General features: G+C 40.9%; 20 protein-coding genes. 19 read left to right on the forward strand and 1 reads right to left on the reverse strand.

The genetic code is table 11. The features are described from left to right. The first annotated feature begins 7 nt into the window (after positions 1-7). From spoIIIAF to BA79_RS11080, 19 genes are all read left to right on the forward strand, one after another. Positions 8-640 carry a stage III sporulation protein AF gene (gene spoIIIAF, locus BA79_RS10985; RefSeq protein ID WP_007501185.1) on the forward strand — a complete coding sequence of 211 codons (633 nt, stop codon included), beginning with the start codon at positions 8-10 and terminating at the stop codon, positions 638-640. A gap of 28 nt (positions 641-668) precedes the next feature. Further along, positions 669-1304 (forward strand): stage III sporulation protein AG, encoded by a 636-nt coding sequence (gene spoIIIAG / locus BA79_RS10990; protein WP_370539206.1) that lies wholly within the window; start codon positions 669-671, stop codon positions 1302-1304. Beyond that, on the forward strand, positions 1304-1936 hold the full coding sequence (locus BA79_RS10995) for a SpoIIIAH-like family protein (protein ID WP_024718861.1): 633 nt from the start codon (positions 1304-1306) through the stop codon (positions 1934-1936). Before spoIIIAG ends, BA79_RS10995 begins: the two co-directional genes overlap by 1 nt. A gap of 194 nt (positions 1937-2130) precedes the next feature. Beyond that, positions 2131-2613, forward strand: coding sequence for an acetyl-CoA carboxylase biotin carboxyl carrier protein (accB, locus tag BA79_RS11000; RefSeq protein WP_008342216.1), 483 nt, complete (start codon positions 2131-2133; stop codon positions 2611-2613). Positions 2614-2624: 11 nt separating this feature from the next. After that, on the forward strand, positions 2625-3974 hold the full coding sequence (accC, locus tag BA79_RS11005; protein WP_008342217.1) for an acetyl-CoA carboxylase biotin carboxylase subunit: 1350 nt from the start codon (positions 2625-2627) through the stop codon (positions 3972-3974). Positions 3975-3999: 25 nt separating this feature from the next. After that, on the forward strand, positions 4000-4407 hold the full coding sequence (locus BA79_RS11010; RefSeq protein ID WP_017357965.1) for an Asp23/Gls24 family envelope stress response protein: 408 nt from the start codon (positions 4000-4002) through the stop codon (positions 4405-4407). Positions 4408-4616: 209 nt separating this feature from the next. After that, the gene (nusB, locus tag BA79_RS11015; protein WP_012010530.1) at positions 4617-5012 is read left to right on the forward strand and encodes a transcription antitermination factor NusB; all 396 of its coding nucleotides are present in this window, start codon (positions 4617-4619) and stop codon (positions 5010-5012) included. Between the two features lie 11 nt (positions 5013-5023). After that, the gene (gene folD, locus BA79_RS11020) at positions 5024-5875 is read left to right on the forward strand and encodes a bifunctional methylenetetrahydrofolate dehydrogenase/methenyltetrahydrofolate cyclohydrolase FolD (protein WP_007501171.1); all 852 of its coding nucleotides are present in this window, start codon (positions 5024-5026) and stop codon (positions 5873-5875) included. A gap of 70 nt (positions 5876-5945) precedes the next feature. After that, entirely contained in the window at positions 5946-7304 is a 1359-nt protein-coding gene (xseA, locus tag BA79_RS11025) for an exodeoxyribonuclease VII large subunit (RefSeq protein WP_035702801.1), read from the forward strand. Beyond that, positions 7288-7548 carry an exodeoxyribonuclease VII small subunit gene (locus BA79_RS11030; RefSeq protein ID WP_003215880.1) on the forward strand — a complete coding sequence of 87 codons (261 nt, stop codon included), beginning with the start codon at positions 7288-7290 and terminating at the stop codon, positions 7546-7548. The genes xseA and BA79_RS11030 overlap by 17 nt, the downstream gene beginning before the upstream one ends. Further along, entirely contained in the window at positions 7532-8428 is an 897-nt protein-coding gene (locus BA79_RS11035; protein ID WP_205831366.1) for a polyprenyl synthetase family protein, read from the forward strand. The genes BA79_RS11030 and BA79_RS11035 overlap by 17 nt, the downstream gene beginning before the upstream one ends. Positions 8429-8579: 151 nt before the next feature. Beyond that, a complete protein-coding gene (dxs, locus tag BA79_RS11040; RefSeq protein ID WP_035702804.1) occupies positions 8580-10481 on the forward strand; it encodes a 1-deoxy-D-xylulose-5-phosphate synthase in 1902 nt (633 codons plus the stop codon). After that, positions 10478-11332 carry a TlyA family RNA methyltransferase gene (locus BA79_RS11045; RefSeq protein ID WP_035702806.1) on the forward strand — a complete coding sequence of 285 codons (855 nt, stop codon included), beginning with the start codon at positions 10478-10480 and terminating at the stop codon, positions 11330-11332. The genes dxs and BA79_RS11045 overlap by 4 nt, the downstream gene beginning before the upstream one ends. Before the next feature lie 366 nt (positions 11333-11698). After that, complete coding sequence (gene ahrC / locus BA79_RS11050; protein WP_007501163.1) at positions 11699-12148, forward strand: transcriptional regulator AhrC/ArgR; 450 nt, start codon at positions 11699-11701, stop codon at positions 12146-12148. Between the two features lie 34 nt (positions 12149-12182). Beyond that, positions 12183-13916, forward strand: coding sequence for a DNA repair protein RecN (recN, locus tag BA79_RS11055; protein WP_008342224.1), 1734 nt, complete (start codon positions 12183-12185; stop codon positions 13914-13916). Between the two features lie 198 nt (positions 13917-14114). Next, on the forward strand, positions 14115-15392 hold the full coding sequence (gene spoIVB, locus BA79_RS11060; RefSeq protein ID WP_008342225.1) for a SpoIVB peptidase: 1278 nt from the start codon (positions 14115-14117) through the stop codon (positions 15390-15392). 283 nt (positions 15393-15675) lie between these two features. Further along, positions 15676-16479 carry a sporulation transcription factor Spo0A gene (gene spo0A / locus BA79_RS11065; RefSeq protein WP_008342226.1) on the forward strand — a complete coding sequence of 268 codons (804 nt, stop codon included), beginning with the start codon at positions 15676-15678 and terminating at the stop codon, positions 16477-16479. Between the two features lie 449 nt (positions 16480-16928). Next, positions 16929-18029 (forward strand): Rap family tetratricopeptide repeat protein, encoded by a 1101-nt coding sequence (locus BA79_RS11075; RefSeq protein ID WP_007501159.1) that lies wholly within the window; start codon positions 16929-16931, stop codon positions 18027-18029. Positions 18030-18255: 226 nt separating this feature from the next. Then, positions 18256-18993 carry a glycerophosphodiester phosphodiesterase gene (locus tag BA79_RS11080; protein ID WP_008342228.1) on the forward strand — a complete coding sequence of 246 codons (738 nt, stop codon included), beginning with the start codon at positions 18256-18258 and terminating at the stop codon, positions 18991-18993. Positions 18994-19026: 33 nt separating this feature from the next. Here the strand turns inward: BA79_RS11080 and BA79_RS11085 are convergent, their stop codons facing one another. Next, positions 19027-19263: a DUF2627 domain-containing protein gene (locus BA79_RS11085; protein ID WP_008342229.1), complete on the reverse strand. Its 237-nt coding sequence runs from the start codon at positions 19261-19263 to the stop codon at positions 19027-19029. Between the last annotated feature and the right edge of the window lie 27 nt (positions 19264-19290).

Genomic DNA, 19290 nt, shown 5'->3' on the forward strand with positions numbered 1-19290 from the left:
ACACCATTTGAGTTTTCTCACAGAATGGATCACAAGTATTATCCTATTTATTTTATTTGCGATTGTGATTGATCTTTTGCTTCCCAATTCAAGCATGCAGAAGTATGCAAAAATGGTCGTCAGCTTACTGTTAATTGTGGTGATGCTCAATCCGATCTTTGCGTTATTCCGGGCAGATCCTGACCAAATTTTCTCAGAAATCATGAAAGGGAAGGACCAAGCGCAATCAGAAGAAATAAAAAATCAGATGAATTTAGAAAAAAAAGAAATACAAGCTTCACAGCGTGCATATATTTTAAAGCAAATGGCTGTCCAACTAGAAAAAAGCGCAAAGGAGCCACTGGAGAAGGAGAGCTATGAAATGAAACACGTAGAAGTGTTGGCAGATGAGGAGCACCTTGATCAGAATATGGAGGCAGATCAATTTCGCATCAAAGCAGTCCTTGTCCCGCTCACAGGTGATGCTGTAGAAACGGTGGCAAAGGTCGACATTGATCTCTCCAGGCAAAAGGAGGAAAGCGCCGGGGCGTCAGCAAAAGAGATGGCGAGGGTGAAAGAGACGCTTGCAGATGTATGGAATACACGGCCTGAACACATTGCGCTGAACATTGAGGGAGGTGACGCAGCAGATCATGAATAACAAGGACTGGAGACAAAAACTGAAATCAATGTTCCAAGCACCTGAAAAAGGTGAAGGGAAACCAAAATTAACGAAGCACCATTACTTACTGCTTGTCTTCATTATCGGCGTGTCATTCATGTTAGTCAGTCAGATTCTGTCACCGCCATCAAGCAAACAAGAGGCTGCTGTTCCTGCGTCTAAAAAAACATCCTCAGAAGAGCAGGCGGTGTTCAAACCATCCTCTTCAGGTAAGTCAAACAACTCGATAGAGGATGTTGAACAAGAATACGAAAATCAGCTGAAAGAGATTTTAGAAACGATCATTGGTGTTGAGGATGTTTCCATTGTGGTAAATGTAGACGCAACTTCTTTAAAAGTGTTTGAAAAAAACAAATCCAATAAAAGCACTACGACCGAGGAAACAGACAAAGAAGGCGGCGTGCGAAGTGTCACGGATCAAACAAAAGAAGAAGAGATTGTCATTATTAAAAATGGCAATGAAGAAACACCTGTTGTTGTCCAAACGAAAAAGCCAGATATTCGAGGTGTCCTCGTTGTTGCTCAAGGAGTAGACAACGTTCAAATAAAGAAAACCATCATTGAAGCGGTTACACGAGTGCTTGATGTACCGAGCCATAGAGTGGCTGTTGCCCCTAAAAAAATCAAGGAGGATTCGGAATGATGTTAAAAAAACAAACGGTTTGGCTATTAACGATGCTAAGTTTAGTTGTCGTATTAAGTGTGTACTATATCATGTCCCCGCAAGGTGAGAATGCTGTGACAGTAGAAGATACAAAATCAAAAGGAATGGAAGAGAAAAAGGCTGAGCCAGAAAAAGGGACTGACAAAGGAACTGAAAAGAACGCAGAAGAGAAATCAACTGACAAAGAAACCAATGCGAAACAAGAAGATGTTGAAACAAGTGGAGAAGAAGGAAAGGCTGTTTCAGAGCAGACCGACGATGAACTTTTCACAACCTACAGACTTGAACTGGAAGATAAGCGCAGCAAGCAGCGTGAAGAGTATAACGAAATCGTGTCTAGTGATGATGCAACAGCGCAAGAGAAAAGTGAAGCTTATGATCAAATGACAGCGCTTAGTGAGGCAGAAGGAACAGAGCGTCAGCTGGAGACATTAATCAAAACAAAAGGATATAAAGATGCGCTCGTCAGTGCAGAAGGAGATAAAGTAAACATCACGGTTCGTTCTGATAAAAAATCAAAGTCCCAAGCAGCAGATATTATTGATTTGGTCACAAAAGAAATGAGAGGGCTTGATAACGTAGCCGTCACTTTTGAGCCATCGAATCAATAAAAAATGCACAAGCGCCCTTTTCTGAAAAGGGCGTTTTTTCATGCGGGTTGACGCCCTTTTTCAGGTGCTTGTGCGATGAGTCTCATCACATTAATAGTTGAATTCAACGAAATCCTCCTGTAAGATGGTTATAGTATGTACTTTTAGTACTAGCCTATAAAAAAAGATAAATCCATACATAGGGGTGCAAATCCATGTTAAAAATTGAAGAGATTCATGAACTAATTAAATTAATTGACGAATCAACAATTGATGAATTTACGTACGAAAACGAAGGTGCAAAAATCAAGTTAAAGAAAAATAAAGAAGTCGTTCAGCAAGTTGCGGCACAAGCACCAGTGGCTCCTGTCCAAGCAGCTCCAGCTCAACAAGCTCCTAAAGCACAAGCTCCAGCTCAGACCGAAGCCCCTGCACAAGAGAAAGCCGCGTCTGAAAACCTGCATAAAATCACATCCCCAATGGTTGGCACATTTTACGCTTCTTCTTCACCAGAAGCAGATCCATATGTGACAACAGGTTCTAAAGTGAAGGAAAACTCAGTTGTATGTATCGTTGAAGCGATGAAACTGTTTAATGAAATCGAAGCAGAAGTAAAAGGCGAAATCGTCGAAGTATTAGCTGAAAACGGTCAGCTTGTAGAATTCGGACAACCCCTCTTTCTAGTGAAAGCAGAGTAAGGAGTACGATCATGATTAAAAAGCTATTAATTGCAAACAGAGGAGAAATCGCAGTTAGAATCATCCGTGCTTGTAAAGAGCTTGGAATTGAAACAGTTGCGGTATTTTCTGAAGCGGATCGTGATGCGCTGCATGTTCAAATGGCTGATGAAGCATATTGCATCGGACCGACTGCTTCAAAAGATAGTTATTTAAATGTGACAAATATTGTCAGTGTGGCAAAACTAACAGGTACAGATGCCATCCATCCAGGATATGGTTTCCTTGCTGAAAATGCAGACTTTGCAGAGCTTTGCGAGGAATGTAATGTCATCTTTGTTGGACCAACTGCGTCAGCAATTTCCAAAATGGGAACGAAAGATGTGGCAAGAGAAACAATGAAGCAAGCTGGTGTTCCAATTGTCCCTGGTTCTCAAGGAATTGTAAAAGATCTTGATGATGCTGTTTCAACAGCAGCTGGTATTGGGTATCCTGTCATTATTAAAGCAACTGCAGGCGGCGGTGGTAAAGGTATCCGTGTGGCTCGCACAGAAGAAGAGCTCATTAACGGTGTCACCATCACGCAGCAGGAAGCAGCACAAAACTTCGGGAACCCAGGTGTCTATTTGGAGAAATTCATTGAAGACTTTAGACACGTTGAAATTCAAGTCCTTGCTGATCAGCATGGGAATACCATTCACTTAGGTGAACGTGATTGTTCTATCCAAAGAAGAATGCAAAAGCTTCTGGAAGAAACGCCATCACCTGCACTAAATGCAGATATTCGTGAGCAAATGGGTGAAGCTGCCGTAAAAGCAGCCGAAGCTGTTGAATACACAGGTGCTGGAACGGTTGAATTCATTTACGATTATAATGAAGAGAAGTTTTACTTCATGGAAATGAATACACGTATCCAAGTAGAGCATCCTGTAACGGAAATGGTCACTGGTGTTGATTTGATCAAAGAACAGATCAAAGTAGCTTCAGGTGAAAAGCTTTCCCTTACGCAAGAGGATGTCGTATACGAAGGCTGGGCGATTGAATGTCGTATTAACGCAGAGAACCCTGAGAAAAATTTCATGCCTTCTGCTGGTGAAATTAAAATGTACCTTCCGCCAGGCGGTTTAGGAGTACGTATTGATTCTGCCGCTTATCCTGGTTATGTGATTCCGCCATATTACGATAGTATGATTGCGAAAGTGATCACATATGGTAAAACGAGAGAAGAAGCAATAGCAAGAATGAAACGTGCGCTTCAAGAATTCGTCATTGAAGGAGTCTACACAACGATTCCATTCCACCTCAGATTACTAGAGCACGAAACATTTGTGAGCGGTAATTTTAATACGAAGTTTTTAGAAACGTATCAAATTATGAAATAATAACAGCTTTCGGAGGTGAATGATCGTGTCAGAAAACAATTTGCTTGAAATGAACCTTGATGAAGATCAATTGGGAAAAGTGCAAATTGCGCCAGAAGTGATTGAAGTCATTGCTGGGATCGCTGCATCAGAGGTCGAAGGAATTGCGGAAATGCGCGGCAACTTCGCTGCTGATGTGGCAGAACGCTTTGGGAAGAAAAATCACCGTAAAGGTGTGAAAGTAGATGTCTCTGATGAAGGCATCACAATTGATGTGTATTGTGTGGTTGAATTTGGCCTATCCATTCCAAAGGTATCCACTGCTGTTCAAGAAAATATCCGTCAAACCCTTTTAAACATGACGGCCTTAACGATTAATGAAATCAACATTCATGTCGTGGGCATTCAATTTGATACAAAAACAGCTGAAGCTGAAGTTGATCAAGAAATGTAAAAAGGGTTGAAGTGAAACCAAGGAGGCATTGCCTCTTTGGTTTTTTAAAGCCCATTTTTGGGAAAATTCCACATGATGATTACGTCACGCATGGAGTGATTCGTTTTTCGTCACAGCTCGCATGGATCTTGGTGCGACTGCGGTCAAAATATGTTATGATCTCTGTATGGCTTAACGACAAGCGGATAAAGTGGTTAAAGGAGTAAATAATGAAAAGAAGAACTGCAAGAGAAAAGGCGCTACAAACATTATTTCAAATTGATGTCAGCAATATTGATCCGAAAGAGGCCATTACACATGCGCTGGATGAACAAGAATCAGATCCTTTTTTCGAGGAACTGGTTTTCGGTGTGCTCGAACAAAAGGACAAGCTCGATGACATGATTTCACAGCATCTTGTGAACTGGAAACTTGATCGTATTGCGAACGTAGACAGAGCCATTTTAAGGCTGTCTGTGTACGAAATGGTATATCAAGAAGATATCCCGGTGAGTGTTTCAATGAATGAAGCCATTGAACTGGCTAAATTGTTCGGTGACGATAAGGCGCCGAAATTTGTAAATGGTGTACTTTCAAACATTAAAAACGACCTAAAGCAGCAATAGGAGGATTCGACATGACAGCAACAATCATCGATGGGAAAGAAACAGCAAAAGAAAAGCGTGAACAATTAGCAAAAGAAGTAGAAGAGCTAAAACAAAAAGGAGTCACACCTGGTCTTGCCGTTATTCTAATCGGTGATGATCCGGCTTCACTTTCTTACGTACGCGGGAAGAAAAAAGCAGCAGAAGCCATGGGCATGCATTTCCAGCTTGATCATTTAGATGCTTCTTTAACAGAAGAGGAATTGCTAAAGATGATTGATCAGTACAATGCGAATGATCAATTCCACGGAATTCTTGTTCAGCTTCCACTGCCAAAACATATTTCTGAAAAAGCCGTCATTGAACGAATTTCACCAGAGAAAGACGTAGATGGTTTTCATCCGCTGAATATCGGGAAAATGCTACTTGGGGAAGACACATTCCTCCCTTGCACACCAGCAGGTATTGTTGAATTATTGAACAAAACAGGTGTGGATCTCTCTGGCAAAGAAGTGGTCGTTGTAGGACGAAGCAATATCGTCGGCAAACCAGTTGGACAATTGCTATTAAACGAAAATGCAACCGTCACTTACTGTCATTCAAGAACGGCGAACATTTCAGAACATACGTTAAAAGCGGACATTTTAGTTGTTGCCGTCGGTCGAGCAAACTTTATTAAAGCTGACCAAATTAAAGAAGGCGCTATTGTCATTGATGTAGGAGTCAATCGTCTAGAAACAGGGAAACTTGTAGGGGACGTTGACTTTGAAGCAGCAAAAGAAAAAGCTTCTTACATCACACCAGTCCCTGGTGGAGTGGGTCCAATGACAATTACGATGCTTGCACACAATACAGTTAAATCAGCAAAACGTACATTATCATAAGCTTGATCCATTCATCCACCTGCGTGCTGCCGGTGGATGAATGTGCGTTTTTGAAGAGGAGGAATACGTCATGAGTGAAAAAGCCTTTGTGACGGTCACAGCCCTTACAAAATACATAAAAAGAAAATTTGATGTTGACCCTCATTTAGAAGATATTTGGATCAAAGGTGAGTTATCAAATGTGAAGGTTCATTCAAGAGGTCATGTTTATTTCACCTTAAAGGACGAAAATGCACGTATGCAAGCTGTTATGTTCCAGCGCTCCGCGTCCAAGCTGCCTTTTTCACCAAAGAGCGGAATGAAAGTGTTCGTACGTGGCGGAATTCAAGTCTACGAACCGAGCGGAAGCTATCAATTATATGCAAAAGAAATGCAGCCTGATGGTGTTGGTGCTCTTCATCTTGCCTATGAAGAGCTGAAGAAGAAACTAGCAAGTGAAGGCTTATTTGATGAGCGCTATAAAAAAACAATTCCTGAATATCCAGAGGTTGTTGGTGTCATTACATCCCCAACAGGAGCAGCTGTTCGAGATGTCATTACCACGATCAATCGGCGCTATCAGCAGGCCAAGATCATTGTGCTTCCGGCATTAGTCCAAGGAGAAAATGCTCCGCGTTCGATTGTGGAACGGATTAAAGAAGCCAATGAAAAACAGCTTTGTGATGTCTTGATTGTCGGGAGAGGCGGAGGATCGATTGAAGAACTTTGGGCCTTTAATGAAGAAGCAGTCGCAAGAGCGATCTTCGCATCAGACATTCCAATCATTTCTGCCGTTGGGCACGAAACAGACTTTACCATTAGTGATTTCACTGCAGACATGAGAGCACCCACACCAACAGGAGCAGCAGAACTAGCTGTTCCAAGCACCGCTGACTTAATTGAACGAATCAAATCAATCGACATTCGGTTAACAAGAGCAGTAAAAAATCGAACGTCACAAGCAAAAGACCGTCTTGTGGCACTTCAATCGTCTTATGCTTTCCGTTTTCCAAAACGATTACAAGAGCAAAAAGAGCAGCAATTCGATATGGTATTTGATCGTTTTCAAAAACAGCTGACAAGACAAATGGAACAAAAACGCAGTCAACTTGACCGCCAAACATATAGACTGAAGCCGCTTCATCCAAAAGAGCAGCTTCTTCAGGCGAAAAAACGCCATGCCAATGAAACAGAACAGCTCGTTCGGAGCATGAATGTGCAAATGAAAACAATTCATTCGCAGTTCCAATCGGTTCTTGGTAAACTAAATGCATTAAATCCGCTTCAAGTCATGGAAAGAGGCTATAGTTTAGCTTATAAAGAAGATGAGCTCATTAAAAGTGTGAATCAAGTAGAAACGAAGGATCAACTGACGATTACAATGAAGGATGGACGTCTGATTTGTGAGGTTATTGAGAAGGAGGGCAATCATCATGACAGAATCAAATAAACAAAAAGAAGAACAAATGACATTTGAAGAGGCTATGAAAGGACTTGAAGAGATTGTGGGAAAGCTCGAAGAAGGCGATGTACCGCTTGAACAAGCCATCCACTATTTCCAAGAGGGTATGACACTCTCAAAACTTTGCCATGAAAAATTACAGCATGTTGAAAAGCAAATGGATTTCATTTTAAAAGAGGACGGTGAACTGGCTCCTTTTTCAGTGAAGGAGGCAGATGCTGGTGACAAGTAACTTAAACGAATTTTTAACAACACGAAAACAAGCAATTGAAGATTATTTATTTACATATGTGCAGGAATTGTCTATTCCAGAAGAGCTGAAATCTTCTATGCTTTATTCTCTGAAAGCTGGCGGAAAAAGACTGCGTCCTGTGCTTGTTCTTGCTCTTTTAAATGCGTATGGGAAAAAGGAAGAAGACGGTATACCAGTAGGTTGTGCAGTGGAAATGATTCATACGTATTCCTTGATACATGATGATCTTCCTTGTATGGATGATGATGATCTGCGCCGAGGAAAACCGACCAACCATAAAGTATACGGCGAGGCAACAGCCGTTCTTGCAGGCGATGCGTTGCTCACTGAAAGCTTCCGTCTGATTACATCGCAATTATCTGACGATGTACCTGCTGATCAAAAGCTTCGAATCATCGATGAACTTGTTACATCAGCAGGTGCACTCGGAATGGTTGGCGGGCAATTTGATGATATGGAAGCAGAACAGAAACAAATCCCTCTTTCTGAATTAGAATCGATTCATGCCCGCAAAACAGGAAAGCTACTCACCTTTAGTGTGGTTGCTGGTGCGATACTGGCAGGTGCATCTGATGATGAGATCGAAAAGCTGAGGGAATTCAGCTATCATATTGGCATTGCTTTTCAAATCCGTGATGATATTTTAGATCTTGAAGGCAGCGAAGAGAAAATAGGAAAGCGGATCGGCTCCGATACAGCAAATGAAAAGTCGACATATCCTTCTTTATTAACGCTTTCAGGAGCAAAAGAAAAGCTGGATGAACATATCACTCGTGCGAAAGAAATTGTCTCAAATCTTGAGTTGGAGCAAAACTTGCTGCATGATTTATGCGATCTGATTGCCTCACGAGATCACTAAAAACAGCCTAGATTTGAGGGTCCTCGAGCAATTGTGGTAAACTGTAAACAGTTTATCATGATGAGACAACTCTTATTCCTGAATTGGTTTTCATAGGAATAAGGCATTATATATGTAGATAGAAATTTTGTTGAAAGCGAGTTGATCCTGATTGGATCTTTTATCAATAAAAAATCCAACGTTTCTAAAAGGAATGTCAAATGCAGAATTAGAGGAGCTGAGTGCGGACATTCGCACATTTTTAATTGAGTCGTTAGCGAACTCTGGTGGGCACATTGGTCCAAACCTTGGTGTCGTTGAACTTACTGTTGCACTTCACAAAGTATTTGACAGCCCGAAAGACAAATTTCTTTGGGATGTTGGACATCAGTCTTACGTTCACAAGCTGTTAACTGGAAGAGGCGCCGAGTTTGATACACTTCGTCAGTATAAAGGGCTCTGCGGGTTCCCTAAACGAAATGAAAGTGAACATGATGTTTGGGAAACTGGACACAGTTCAACCTCATTATCTGGTGCAATGGGAATGGCGGCAGCGCGTGACATTAAAGGAACAGATGAATACATTCTCCCGATTATCGGCGATGGTGCACTAACCGGCGGTATGGCGTTAGAAGCACTGAACCATATCGGGGATGAAAAAAAAGACATGATTGTGATCTTAAACGACAATGAAATGAGTATTGCGCCAAACGTTGGGGCGATCCATACAATGCTTGGCAGACTACGTACAGCTGGTAAATACCAATGGGTAAAGGACGAGCTTGAATACTTATTCAAGCGTATCCCAGCAGTAGGAGGGAAGCTTGCTGCAACAGCAGAACGTATCAAGGACAGTCTGAAATATTTGCTTGTCTCTGGTATGTTCTTTGAGGAAATGGGTTTTACTTACTTAGGACCAGTAGATGGACATTCCTATGAAGATTTGTTTGAGAATCTTGAGTACGCAAAGAAAACAAAAGGCCCGGTTCTCCTTCATGTCATCACGAAAAAAGGAAAAGGCTATAAGCCGGCCGAATCTGATAAGATCGGCACATGGCACGGAACAGGCCCATATAAAATCGACACAGGTGACTTTGTAAAACCGACAGCAGCTGCACCGTCATGGAGTGGTCTCGTCAGTGAAACCGTCAGAAAGCTTGCACGGGAAGATGAGCGGATTGTCGCGATTACACCTGCAATGCCTGTTGGCTCAAAGCTTGAAGGATTTGCAAAAGAATTCCCTGAGCGAATGTTTGATGTTGGGATTGCAGAGCAGCATGCTGCAACAATGGCAGCCGGACTTGCTACACAGGACATGAAGCCATTTTTAGCGATTTATTCAACGTTCCTTCAAAGAGCCTATGACCAAGTGTTGCATGATATTTGCCGTCAAAATCTCAATGTGTTCATTGGAATTGACCGTGCAGGTCTTGTCGGTGCAGATGGAGAAACGCATCAAGGTGTGTTTGACATTGCTTTCATGCGTCATATGCCGAATATGGTTCTCATGATGCCAAAGGATGAAAATGAAGGACAGCATATGGTCAACACAGCCATTCAATATGATAATGGTCCAATCGCCATGCGCTTCCCGCGTGGAAATGGACTAGGCGTCAAAATGGATGAACAGCTGAAAACCATCCCAATTGGTTCTTGGGAAGTTCTTCGTCCCGGGAAAGATGCTGTCATTTTAACATTCGGTACAACCATTAAAATGGCGCTGCAGGCAGCAGAAGAACTGCAAAAAGAAGGTAAATCAATCCGTGTTGTCAATGCACGTTTCATTAAGCCTCTTGATGAAGCCATGTTAAATGAGATACTGTCTGAAGGTTTGCCAATTTTAACAATAGAAGAAGCGGTGCTTCAAGGTGGATTTGGCAGCAGCGTATTAGAATATATTCACGACAAAAAAGCGTCTCATATAAAAGTAGAACGTATGGGCATTCCAGATGAATTTATTGAGCATGGAAGTGTCGATGCGCTACTTGAGGAAATTGGACTGACGAAAACGCAGGTTGCTGAAACGTTACGTGACCTGCTTCCCGCAGCACCAAGAAAAGGAATTGGATCATGACATCAAAGAAAGAACGACTTGACGTTTTATTAGTCGAACAAGGACTAATGGAAACGAGAGAGAAAGCAAAACGCGCCATTATGGCAGGGATCGTTTATTCAAATGAAAACCGTTTGGATAAGCCAGGAGAAAAAATCGCTCGTGATACCCCGCTGACTGTGAAGGGGAATCCGCTGAAATATGTCAGCCGAGGTGGGCTAAAGCTCGAAAAGGCACTTCAAGAATTTGATTTAACCGTTGAAGGAAAGCTTTTAATTGATATCGGCTCATCAACAGGGGGATTTACAGATTGCGCACTCCAAAATGGAGCAGTCAAATCCTATGCTGTGGATGTTGGCTACAATCAGCTTGCGTGGAAATTACGACAGGATGATCGGGTGATCGTCATGGAACGCACCAACTTCCGCCATTCTGTTCCGGCAGATTTCACCGAAGGATTACCAGAGGTTGCATCTATTGATGTATCATTTATCTCGCTCAAACTCATTCTTCCTGCATTAAAGCATATTCTTATCCCAGGCGGCGACTGTATTGCGCTAGTAAAGCCGCAGTTTGAAGCGGGCAGAGAGCTTGTTGGAAAAAAAGGCATTGTGCGAGAACCTTCTGTACACCTTGGTGTGCTAGAAGAAATGAATCAATTTGCTGCAAAAGAAGGCTATGATGTAAAGGATGTTTCGTTTTCACCCATTACAGGCGGAGATGGAAATATCGAATTTCTCATCCACTTGGTCCTGCATCCCGATCAAGAAGAGAATACGGCACTTCCAGTATCTGAACTTGAAAAAGTCGTCAAAGAAGCCCATGCCGTATTGAAAGAAAAGAAAAACAGTCCTGAGCCGGCTGACACATGAATTATTGAAACAAAAGGAATAATAGCTCGCTATTATTCCTTTTAGATTGTTGACAAAGGGCTAAAATGAACTTGATTTTAGCCCTTTGTCTTCTTTTCAGCGTGATAGAAAACCTTTGCAGTCTAGGAAGGACGAGTACTGGCGCGGAGCGAATTTGGCATTCGTGAGCACCAGAGCGCAGGACTGACAAAGAATGCGAGGGTTTGTCTACATGCTGAACGGAATAATCGCTCGCTATTATTCCTTTTTACATGGTCAAAAGATCAGAATTGACCGTTTCTCACGTAATGCTTGTTTTTTGAAGTGTGCATCATATAACATAGAACGTAAAGACAAACTGAGATTCTAACGCCTAGGGGGGTCAAAATGAACAAAGGTCAAAGACATATTAAGATTAGAGAAATTATCGCAAGCCAAGAAATCGAAACACAAGACGAATTAGTCGATATTTTGAAAGCGGATGGATATAACATCACACAGGCGACCGTATCAAGAGATATCAAAGAACTGCATTTAGTCAAAGTGCCAACAAATAATGGAACATATAAATACAGCCTTCCTGCAGATCAGCGGTTTAACCCGCTATCAAAATTAAAGCGTTCCTTAATGGACGCATTTATTAAAATGGATGCTGCCAGTCATTTAATCGTTCTAAAAACAATGCCTGGGAACGCTCAAGCCATCGGTGCTTTAATGGATAATTTAGATTGGGAAGAAATTATGGGAACCATTTGTGGGGATGATACCATCTTAATCATTTGCCGCACGCCAGATGATACGGATACCGTTTCGTCTAAAATTTTAGAACTTCTATAAAGAGATCAGGTATACAAAAAGAGGTGTCAAATGAGTGTTAGCAGAACTAACCATTAAAAACTTTGCAATCATTGAGGAGTTAACGGTTTCGTTTGAAAAAGGACTCACAGTTCTAACAGGGGAAACAGGTGCCGGAAAATCAATCATGATTGACGCTGTCTCACTTCTTGTAGGGGGAAGAGGATCATCCGAATTTGTCCGTTATGGCGAAAAAAAAGCAGAGCTGGAAGGTCTTTTTCTTGTACCAGCAGATCATCCTGTATTTGCCCTTTGCGAGGAGCAAGGAATTGATGCATCTGATGAAATGATGATTCTTCGCCGTGATATCAATCAAAGCGGGAAAAGCATTTGCCGCATTAATGGGAAGCTTGTCACCATCTCGCTTTTAAGAGAAGTTGGCCGTCTTTTGCTTGATATACATGGACAGCACGATAATCAGCTGTTAATGGAAGATGAAAATCATTTACATTTGCTTGATCAATTTGGAGCAGAAGAAATTGCACCTGCTCTCTCACAGTATCAAGAAGCGTATGATCAATATATGAAGACGGCGCAAAAACTCAAACAGCTGTCTGAAAATGAACAGGAAATGGTTCACCGGTTAGACTTATTGCAATTTCAGCTGGAAGAGATTGAAGCGGCACAATTAGAGCCTGGGGAAGATGAGAAGCTTCAAGAGGAACGTCATCAAATCAGCAATTTTGAAAAAATCTTTTCCTCGCTTCAAAACGCATATAATGCTCTGCGTAATGAGCAGGGAGGACTTGATTGGGTTGGGATGGCTTCAAGTGAGCTTGAGCAAGTTTCTGAGATCAACGACGATCTGAAAAAGCTCTCTGAGCAAGTGTCAAACTCCTATTATTTATTAGAAGATTCTACTTTTCAAATGCGCAGCATGCTTGATCAATTAGAATTTGACCCAGCCCGTCTTGATTTTATTGAGTCTAGGCTAAATGAGATGAAGCAGCTGAAGCGAAAGTACGGCACAACCGTTGAGGAAATTTTAGAATATGCAGCTAAGATTGAAGAGGAGATAGACCAAATCCAAAATCGAGACAGCCATTTGCAGACACTTAAAAACAAACTTGATGCGATAAGCCGGGATGCATTGCTTGAAGCGCTTAACGTGTCAGAGCTCCGTAAAAAATGGGCGAAAAAACTGGCGAAGCATATTCAAGCTGAATTGAAGGATTTATATATGGAGAAGTCTTCTTTTGATACCGCTTTTACGATTCGATATGCACCTTTTGGCAGTACGGACTGCCCGCTTTTAGATGGAAAACCCGTACAGCTCGGAAAAAATGGCATAGATCAAGCGCAATTTGTCATTTCTACAAATCCGGGTGAACCGATGAAATCTTTGTCAAAAGTAGCATCTGGAGGAGAAATTTCACGTGTCATGCTGGCAGTGAAAAGTATTTTCTCAGCGAAACAAGAAGTGACGTCCATTATATTTGATGAAGTGGATACGGGTGTTAGCGGCAGAGTCGCACAAGCCATTGCTGAAAAAATTTATAAAGTAGCAGCAGGCTCACAAGTACTCTGTATTACCCATCTTCCGCAAGTCGCAGCAATGGCTGATACACATCTTTTTATTTCTAAACGCGCTAAAGCTGGTAGAACAATGACGAACGTCAAACCACTCAGTGATGATGAAAAAGTGAGTGAAATTGGCCGAATGATTGCTGGTGTAGAAGTCACTGAGCTCACAAAACAGCATGCAAAAGAATTACTGCACCAAGCAAATGATGTCAAAACGACAGGGTAGCTGAAACAACAGCTGCCTTTTTTATATTGTCTCATATTCGCCGTATATACGCATGAAATCGTCTTTTTCTTTTATCAATTTATCCAATCATTTTCTAAAGGTGCCGGTTATAAATCCTCGCTAAGAAGGCAAAAGTAAAGATGTAGCCAAAACATTAATGTTCTGGTGTGGGTAAGGAGCGAGGAGAGTGAAAAATGAATGCCCGAAAAGATGAGAAAAGCCATTGGTGTGATTCTCCTTGTTTCTTTAATAAGTACAGGGTTTATGAGCATAGTGAAGGAATATATCAGCATTCCAACAACTGTCGCAGTATTTGAACACGAGAAGCATTCGATTGATACATCCATTGAAGCGTCAGCCAATGCTTCTTCGCCAGCCTTTAGTCTTTCAGAGAAAAAGAATCAACTTGAAGTAACGGGACAAAAGGCGGGAAAAGCCGAAATTGTTTATGATTTTAAAGGATTTCCTATTAAGAAAACAAAAGTCGATGTTCTTCCCGAATTAAAAGTCATTCCTGGAGGACAATCCATTGGCGTCAAACTCCATTCTGTCGGAGTTCTCGTTGTCGGTTTTCATCAAATCACAACAGCAGACGGCAAAAAATCACCAGGTGAAGCTGCAGGCATTCAATCAGGGGATATGATCATTGAGATCAATGGTCAGAAAATGGAGAAGATGAATGACCTCACCCCATTTATTCAGAAAGCCGGAAAAACGGGGGAAACCCTTCATTTACTCATAAAAAGAGACCATAAAACCTTTCAAACGACACTAACACCCGCGAAAGATGCAAGTGAAGGTACTTATCGAATCGGTCTTTATATTCGTGATTCCGCAGCAGGAATCGGGACGATGACCTTCTTTGAACCATCTTCTAAAAAATATGGCGCCCTTGGGCATGTGATTTCTGACATGGATACAAAAAAACCAATCGTGGTCGACAATGGTGAAATTGTCAGATCAACTGTCACATCCATTGAAAAAGGGACAGGAGGCAACCCTGGAGAAAAATTGGCTAGGTTTTCTTCCGAAAGAAAAACGATAGGTGATATTTCACGTAACAGTCCATTCGGTATATTTGGTACGTTAACCGAAAAACTTGAAAATCATGTAGCAGACAAACCACTTCCAGTCGCGTTATCAAGTGAAGTAAAAGAAGGTCCAGCCGAAATATTAACGGTTGTGGACCATGATAAAGTAGAGAAATTTGATATTAAAATCGTCAGCACAACACCGCAAAAATTCCCGGCAACAAAAGGAATGGTGCTTAAAGTAACGGATGAGCGCTTATTAAGCAAAACGGGCGGGATCGTTCAAGGAATGAGCGGAAGTCCGATCATCCAAAATGGCAAAGTCATTGGAGCGGTCACTCACGTGTTCGTCAATGACCCGACAAGCGGATACGGCGTACACATTGAATGGATGCTGTCAGAAGCAGGAATTGATCTTTATCAAAAAAACAAAAAAGCAAGCTGACGAAAAACTGCCGCGAATCTTCCGGCAGTTTTTTTCTACCCTTTCTTTCTCTCCCATCATGTTATAAAATAAGGAAAAAGAGATTTTTCGACAAAATGGAAAACAGTGTATTGTCAAATTGCAATAATCGTCGATTCATTAAGAAAAACGTAGAAAAAGCTAGATAATGCTCTATTATTCGGAAAATTAAACTTTTTTAAAGGGGATAGCATGGTTTTGTCGAATTGAACACTCAGAAGAGAAATGCAAAAGACTAAGGAATCGACATTGGGGAGGAAAGAACGTGGAGAAAATTAAAGTGTGTGTAGCTGATGATAATCGAGAACTTGTTGGCCTTTTGACAGAGTATATTGAGGGACAGGAAGATATGGAAGTACTTGGCGTGGCGTATAATGGTCAGGAATGTCTGACATTATTTAAAGATAAAGAGCCCGACGTTCTCCTCTTAGATATTATCATGCCTCATTTAGACGGTCTTGCTGTACTGGAACGCCTCCGTGAAAACAATGAAATGACCAAACAGCCAAGTGTCATTATGCTGACGGCTTTCGGACAAGAAGACGTAACGAAAAAAGCGGTTGATTTGGGCGCATCCTATTTCATTTTGAAACCATTTGATATGGAAAACCTCGTAGGTCATATTCGTCAAGTCAGTGGAAACGGCACACAAGTCAGCCATCGATCTTCATCTATCCAAAACAGTGTCCTTCGCAGCAAACCTGAACCGAAACGTAAGAACTTAGATGCGAGCATTACGACAATTATTCATGAGATTGGCGTGCCAGCTCATATTAAAGGCTATTTATACTTAAGAGAAGCCATTTCGATGGTGTACAATGATATTGAACTACTCGGCAGTATTACAAAAGTATTGTACCCAGACATTGCAAAGAAATTTAACACGACAGCCAGCAGGGTAGAACGAGCGATTCGTCATGCCATTGAAGTGGCTTGGAGCAGAGGGAATATTGACTCCATTTCCTCACTCTTTGGTTACACAGTCAGCATGTCAAAAGCCAAACCAACCAATTCAGAATTTATTGCGATGGTGGCTGATCGTCTGCGTTTAGAGCATAGAGCAAGCTAAGTCAACGTCCATAAAAAAACGTTTCTTCAATGAGGCGTTTTTTTATTTTTGTAAAATATTGCTAAAAAATGGATATGTTGATAAAATCATCTTTAATGTTTAAATTGGACAAACGGGTCGCTTTATTTTCAGAATAAAATGAAAAATAAAGCATGAAAGAAATGAATAGGACATAAAATAGTGGTAATCAGCTACGCTAATCAACTGGCTTATAGAAGAAGAAAACGCTCATTCGTAAGAAAAAGGATGAGAGGAAAAGGTCTTATGTAATTGGTAAATAAAGCAAATGAGATCGAAAGTTCTATTTCTATTGACCCGATTGATTGGCGTTTTAAAGTCACTGGCTTCTTAGAGATTGTGCCATTTGAACTGAATATTCCCATTGTCGAATTTAATAATTTTCACATTCTTTTACTATGCTATAATAATGAAAAGAAGAGGGTGAGGTTATGGGAAAGCTGAAAATCCACTCTGCTGAGGTTGCGAACGAAATTAGCAAGTGGACGAGGGTCATTTCTCAGAATGACCTAGAAAAATCTGCTGTCTATAAAGAGAAAATTCAGAATTTGCTAAAAAATACAGATGAGGACCGAGAAGTTCTTCTTTATTATCAGCTAGTCGACGGCAGACATGAAATGTTACTTGGAAATATTGAAAAAGCCAATCAGATTATGAAAAGTGTCGGAACGCTGGATGAAAAAGCAGATGACATTATTAATTTTTATTTTTACTTTTATAAAGGCCAATATGCCGCCTATGTCAAAAAATATGATGAGGCGATTAGTTTTTATAAGATTGCAGAGCAGCGTCTAAAACGTGTGAATGAAGATCTTGAAGTAGGGACTTTTCATCATAAAGTCGCTTCCATTTATTACGAACTGAAGCAAAATTTCATTTCCATTAATCATATTAAAAAAGCCATTGATACGTTTAAAGCGCATGAGGAATATACCGCACAGGCGATTGACAGCTTAATCTTACATGCGAGCAACTGTATTGATTTACTACAGTTTGATGAAGCTGAGGAAAAGTACCAAGAGGCACTTGAGAAAAGTAAGCGCATTAACAATGAAGTGCTGATTGGGAAGTGCTATCACAATTTAGCGGTTCTTTATTACGCAAAACATGATTATGAAAAAAGCGCACAATACGCCAAAAAAGGGATGAGCATTCAAATTCATCGCGACAATAGCCATTATTTCATCCAATCTTTATATGTTCTCGCAAATGCCTTAGTTCATTTAGGAGATCATGAGGCGAAAGAATATATTAAAGAGGGGATTCAATATAGCTGCGATATCCAAAATAATGAATATATAGTAAAATTTGAAATTTTGGATCTGATGTGCGAAAATAGTGGAGCAGCAGACGTATTCTCTGAAAAATTAGACTACATAGAAAAAAATAGATTATATGTGGAGCTTGAGGATTTGTCTGAACAAATATCGAAATACTTCAAGGAACGAAATGATTATCAAAATGCCATTCGTTTTCTTGAAAAGAAATTCGATGCACAAATACTTCAAAAGAAAGTGGAGGTTATCTTATGAAAAAGTTGTTGTTAGGTGTAACAATCGTTACAGCAGTCGCAGTTGTTTCTTCCCTTTTTGCTCTTGACGCAGAGACGACAGAGCAAGCCATCAGAGCGATTACGTGATCGAATTTACCTGTCAACCTCTTCTCTCTAATCAGAAGAGGTTTTTTTATGTGCTCAAACTGGAAAAACGAAAACAGACACGTCATAATATAGGTAATCATCATATTTAGAGGTGGCATATGACGAAAATTTTTGCACATAGAGGCTTTAAAGGAAACTATCCAGAGAACACCATGATTGCCTTTGAGCACGCACTCCATTCTGGAGCGGATGGAATTGAGCTTGATGTTCAGCTCACCAAAGACGGCAGACTGGCTGTCATTCACGATGAAAAGCTGAATCGAACGACCAATATGAAAGGGTTAGTGAAAGACTATACATATGAAGAGTTAAAAAGAGGGGATGCCAGTCATTCTTTCTATGAAGAAACGGGTGCGGTCTCCATTCCTCTTTTAGAAGAAGTATTAGAGCTAGTGACGCAGCGACCATCCTTTATGATCAACATTGAATTAAAAAACTCTATTTATCGATATCCAGGGATTGAAGAGAAAGTAAAAGAGCAAATTGAGCACTTTCAAATAGAGGATCGTGTGCTTGTCTCATCATTTCATCACGGCAGTTTAGCTCTTTTTCACAAGCTGATGCCGCACATTGAACTGGCGGTCCTCACGATGGATGTGATTCATCAGCCGGAGATGTATTTAAAAACAATACCGGCAAAGGGATACCATCCGAATATAAAGGGCGCTGGGGTGACAAAAGAAGTTGTATCCGCTCTCCATGCGGACCAACAAGTGATCAGACCGTTTACTGTAAACAGTGAGAAGCAAATAAAAAATATGTTGACCTTGGGTGTTGATGGAATCTTTACAGATTTTCCTGATCGTGCCGTCAAAATAAGAGAAGAAATGAAATAAAGACCTGCTATCAACAGCGGGTCTTTTTCATGATTACCTTTGCTTAAAACGAGTTGTTACTTTATTTCGTTTACGATCCCTATATAAAATAAATCCTGCAACAACATAAAGACCTCCCCCTAAAAATAACAACCCTGCAATTCCTTGCAGCCATAAATATGGAAATGGTGCAATGATGATGCCGAAAACAGTGTCACGCAGCAGCTTAATGCCAAGTGCTGCAAAGGCTCCAGGTATTAAAATAATCACTAATGCGAGTAGTCTTCCCATCGAATGTCCCCTTAAACGTCATTTACT

It is taken from the genome of Bacillus altitudinis 41KF2b (assembly GCF_000691145.1).
GTDB classification, from domain to species: Bacteria; Bacillota; Bacilli; order Bacillales; family Bacillaceae; genus Bacillus; species Bacillus altitudinis.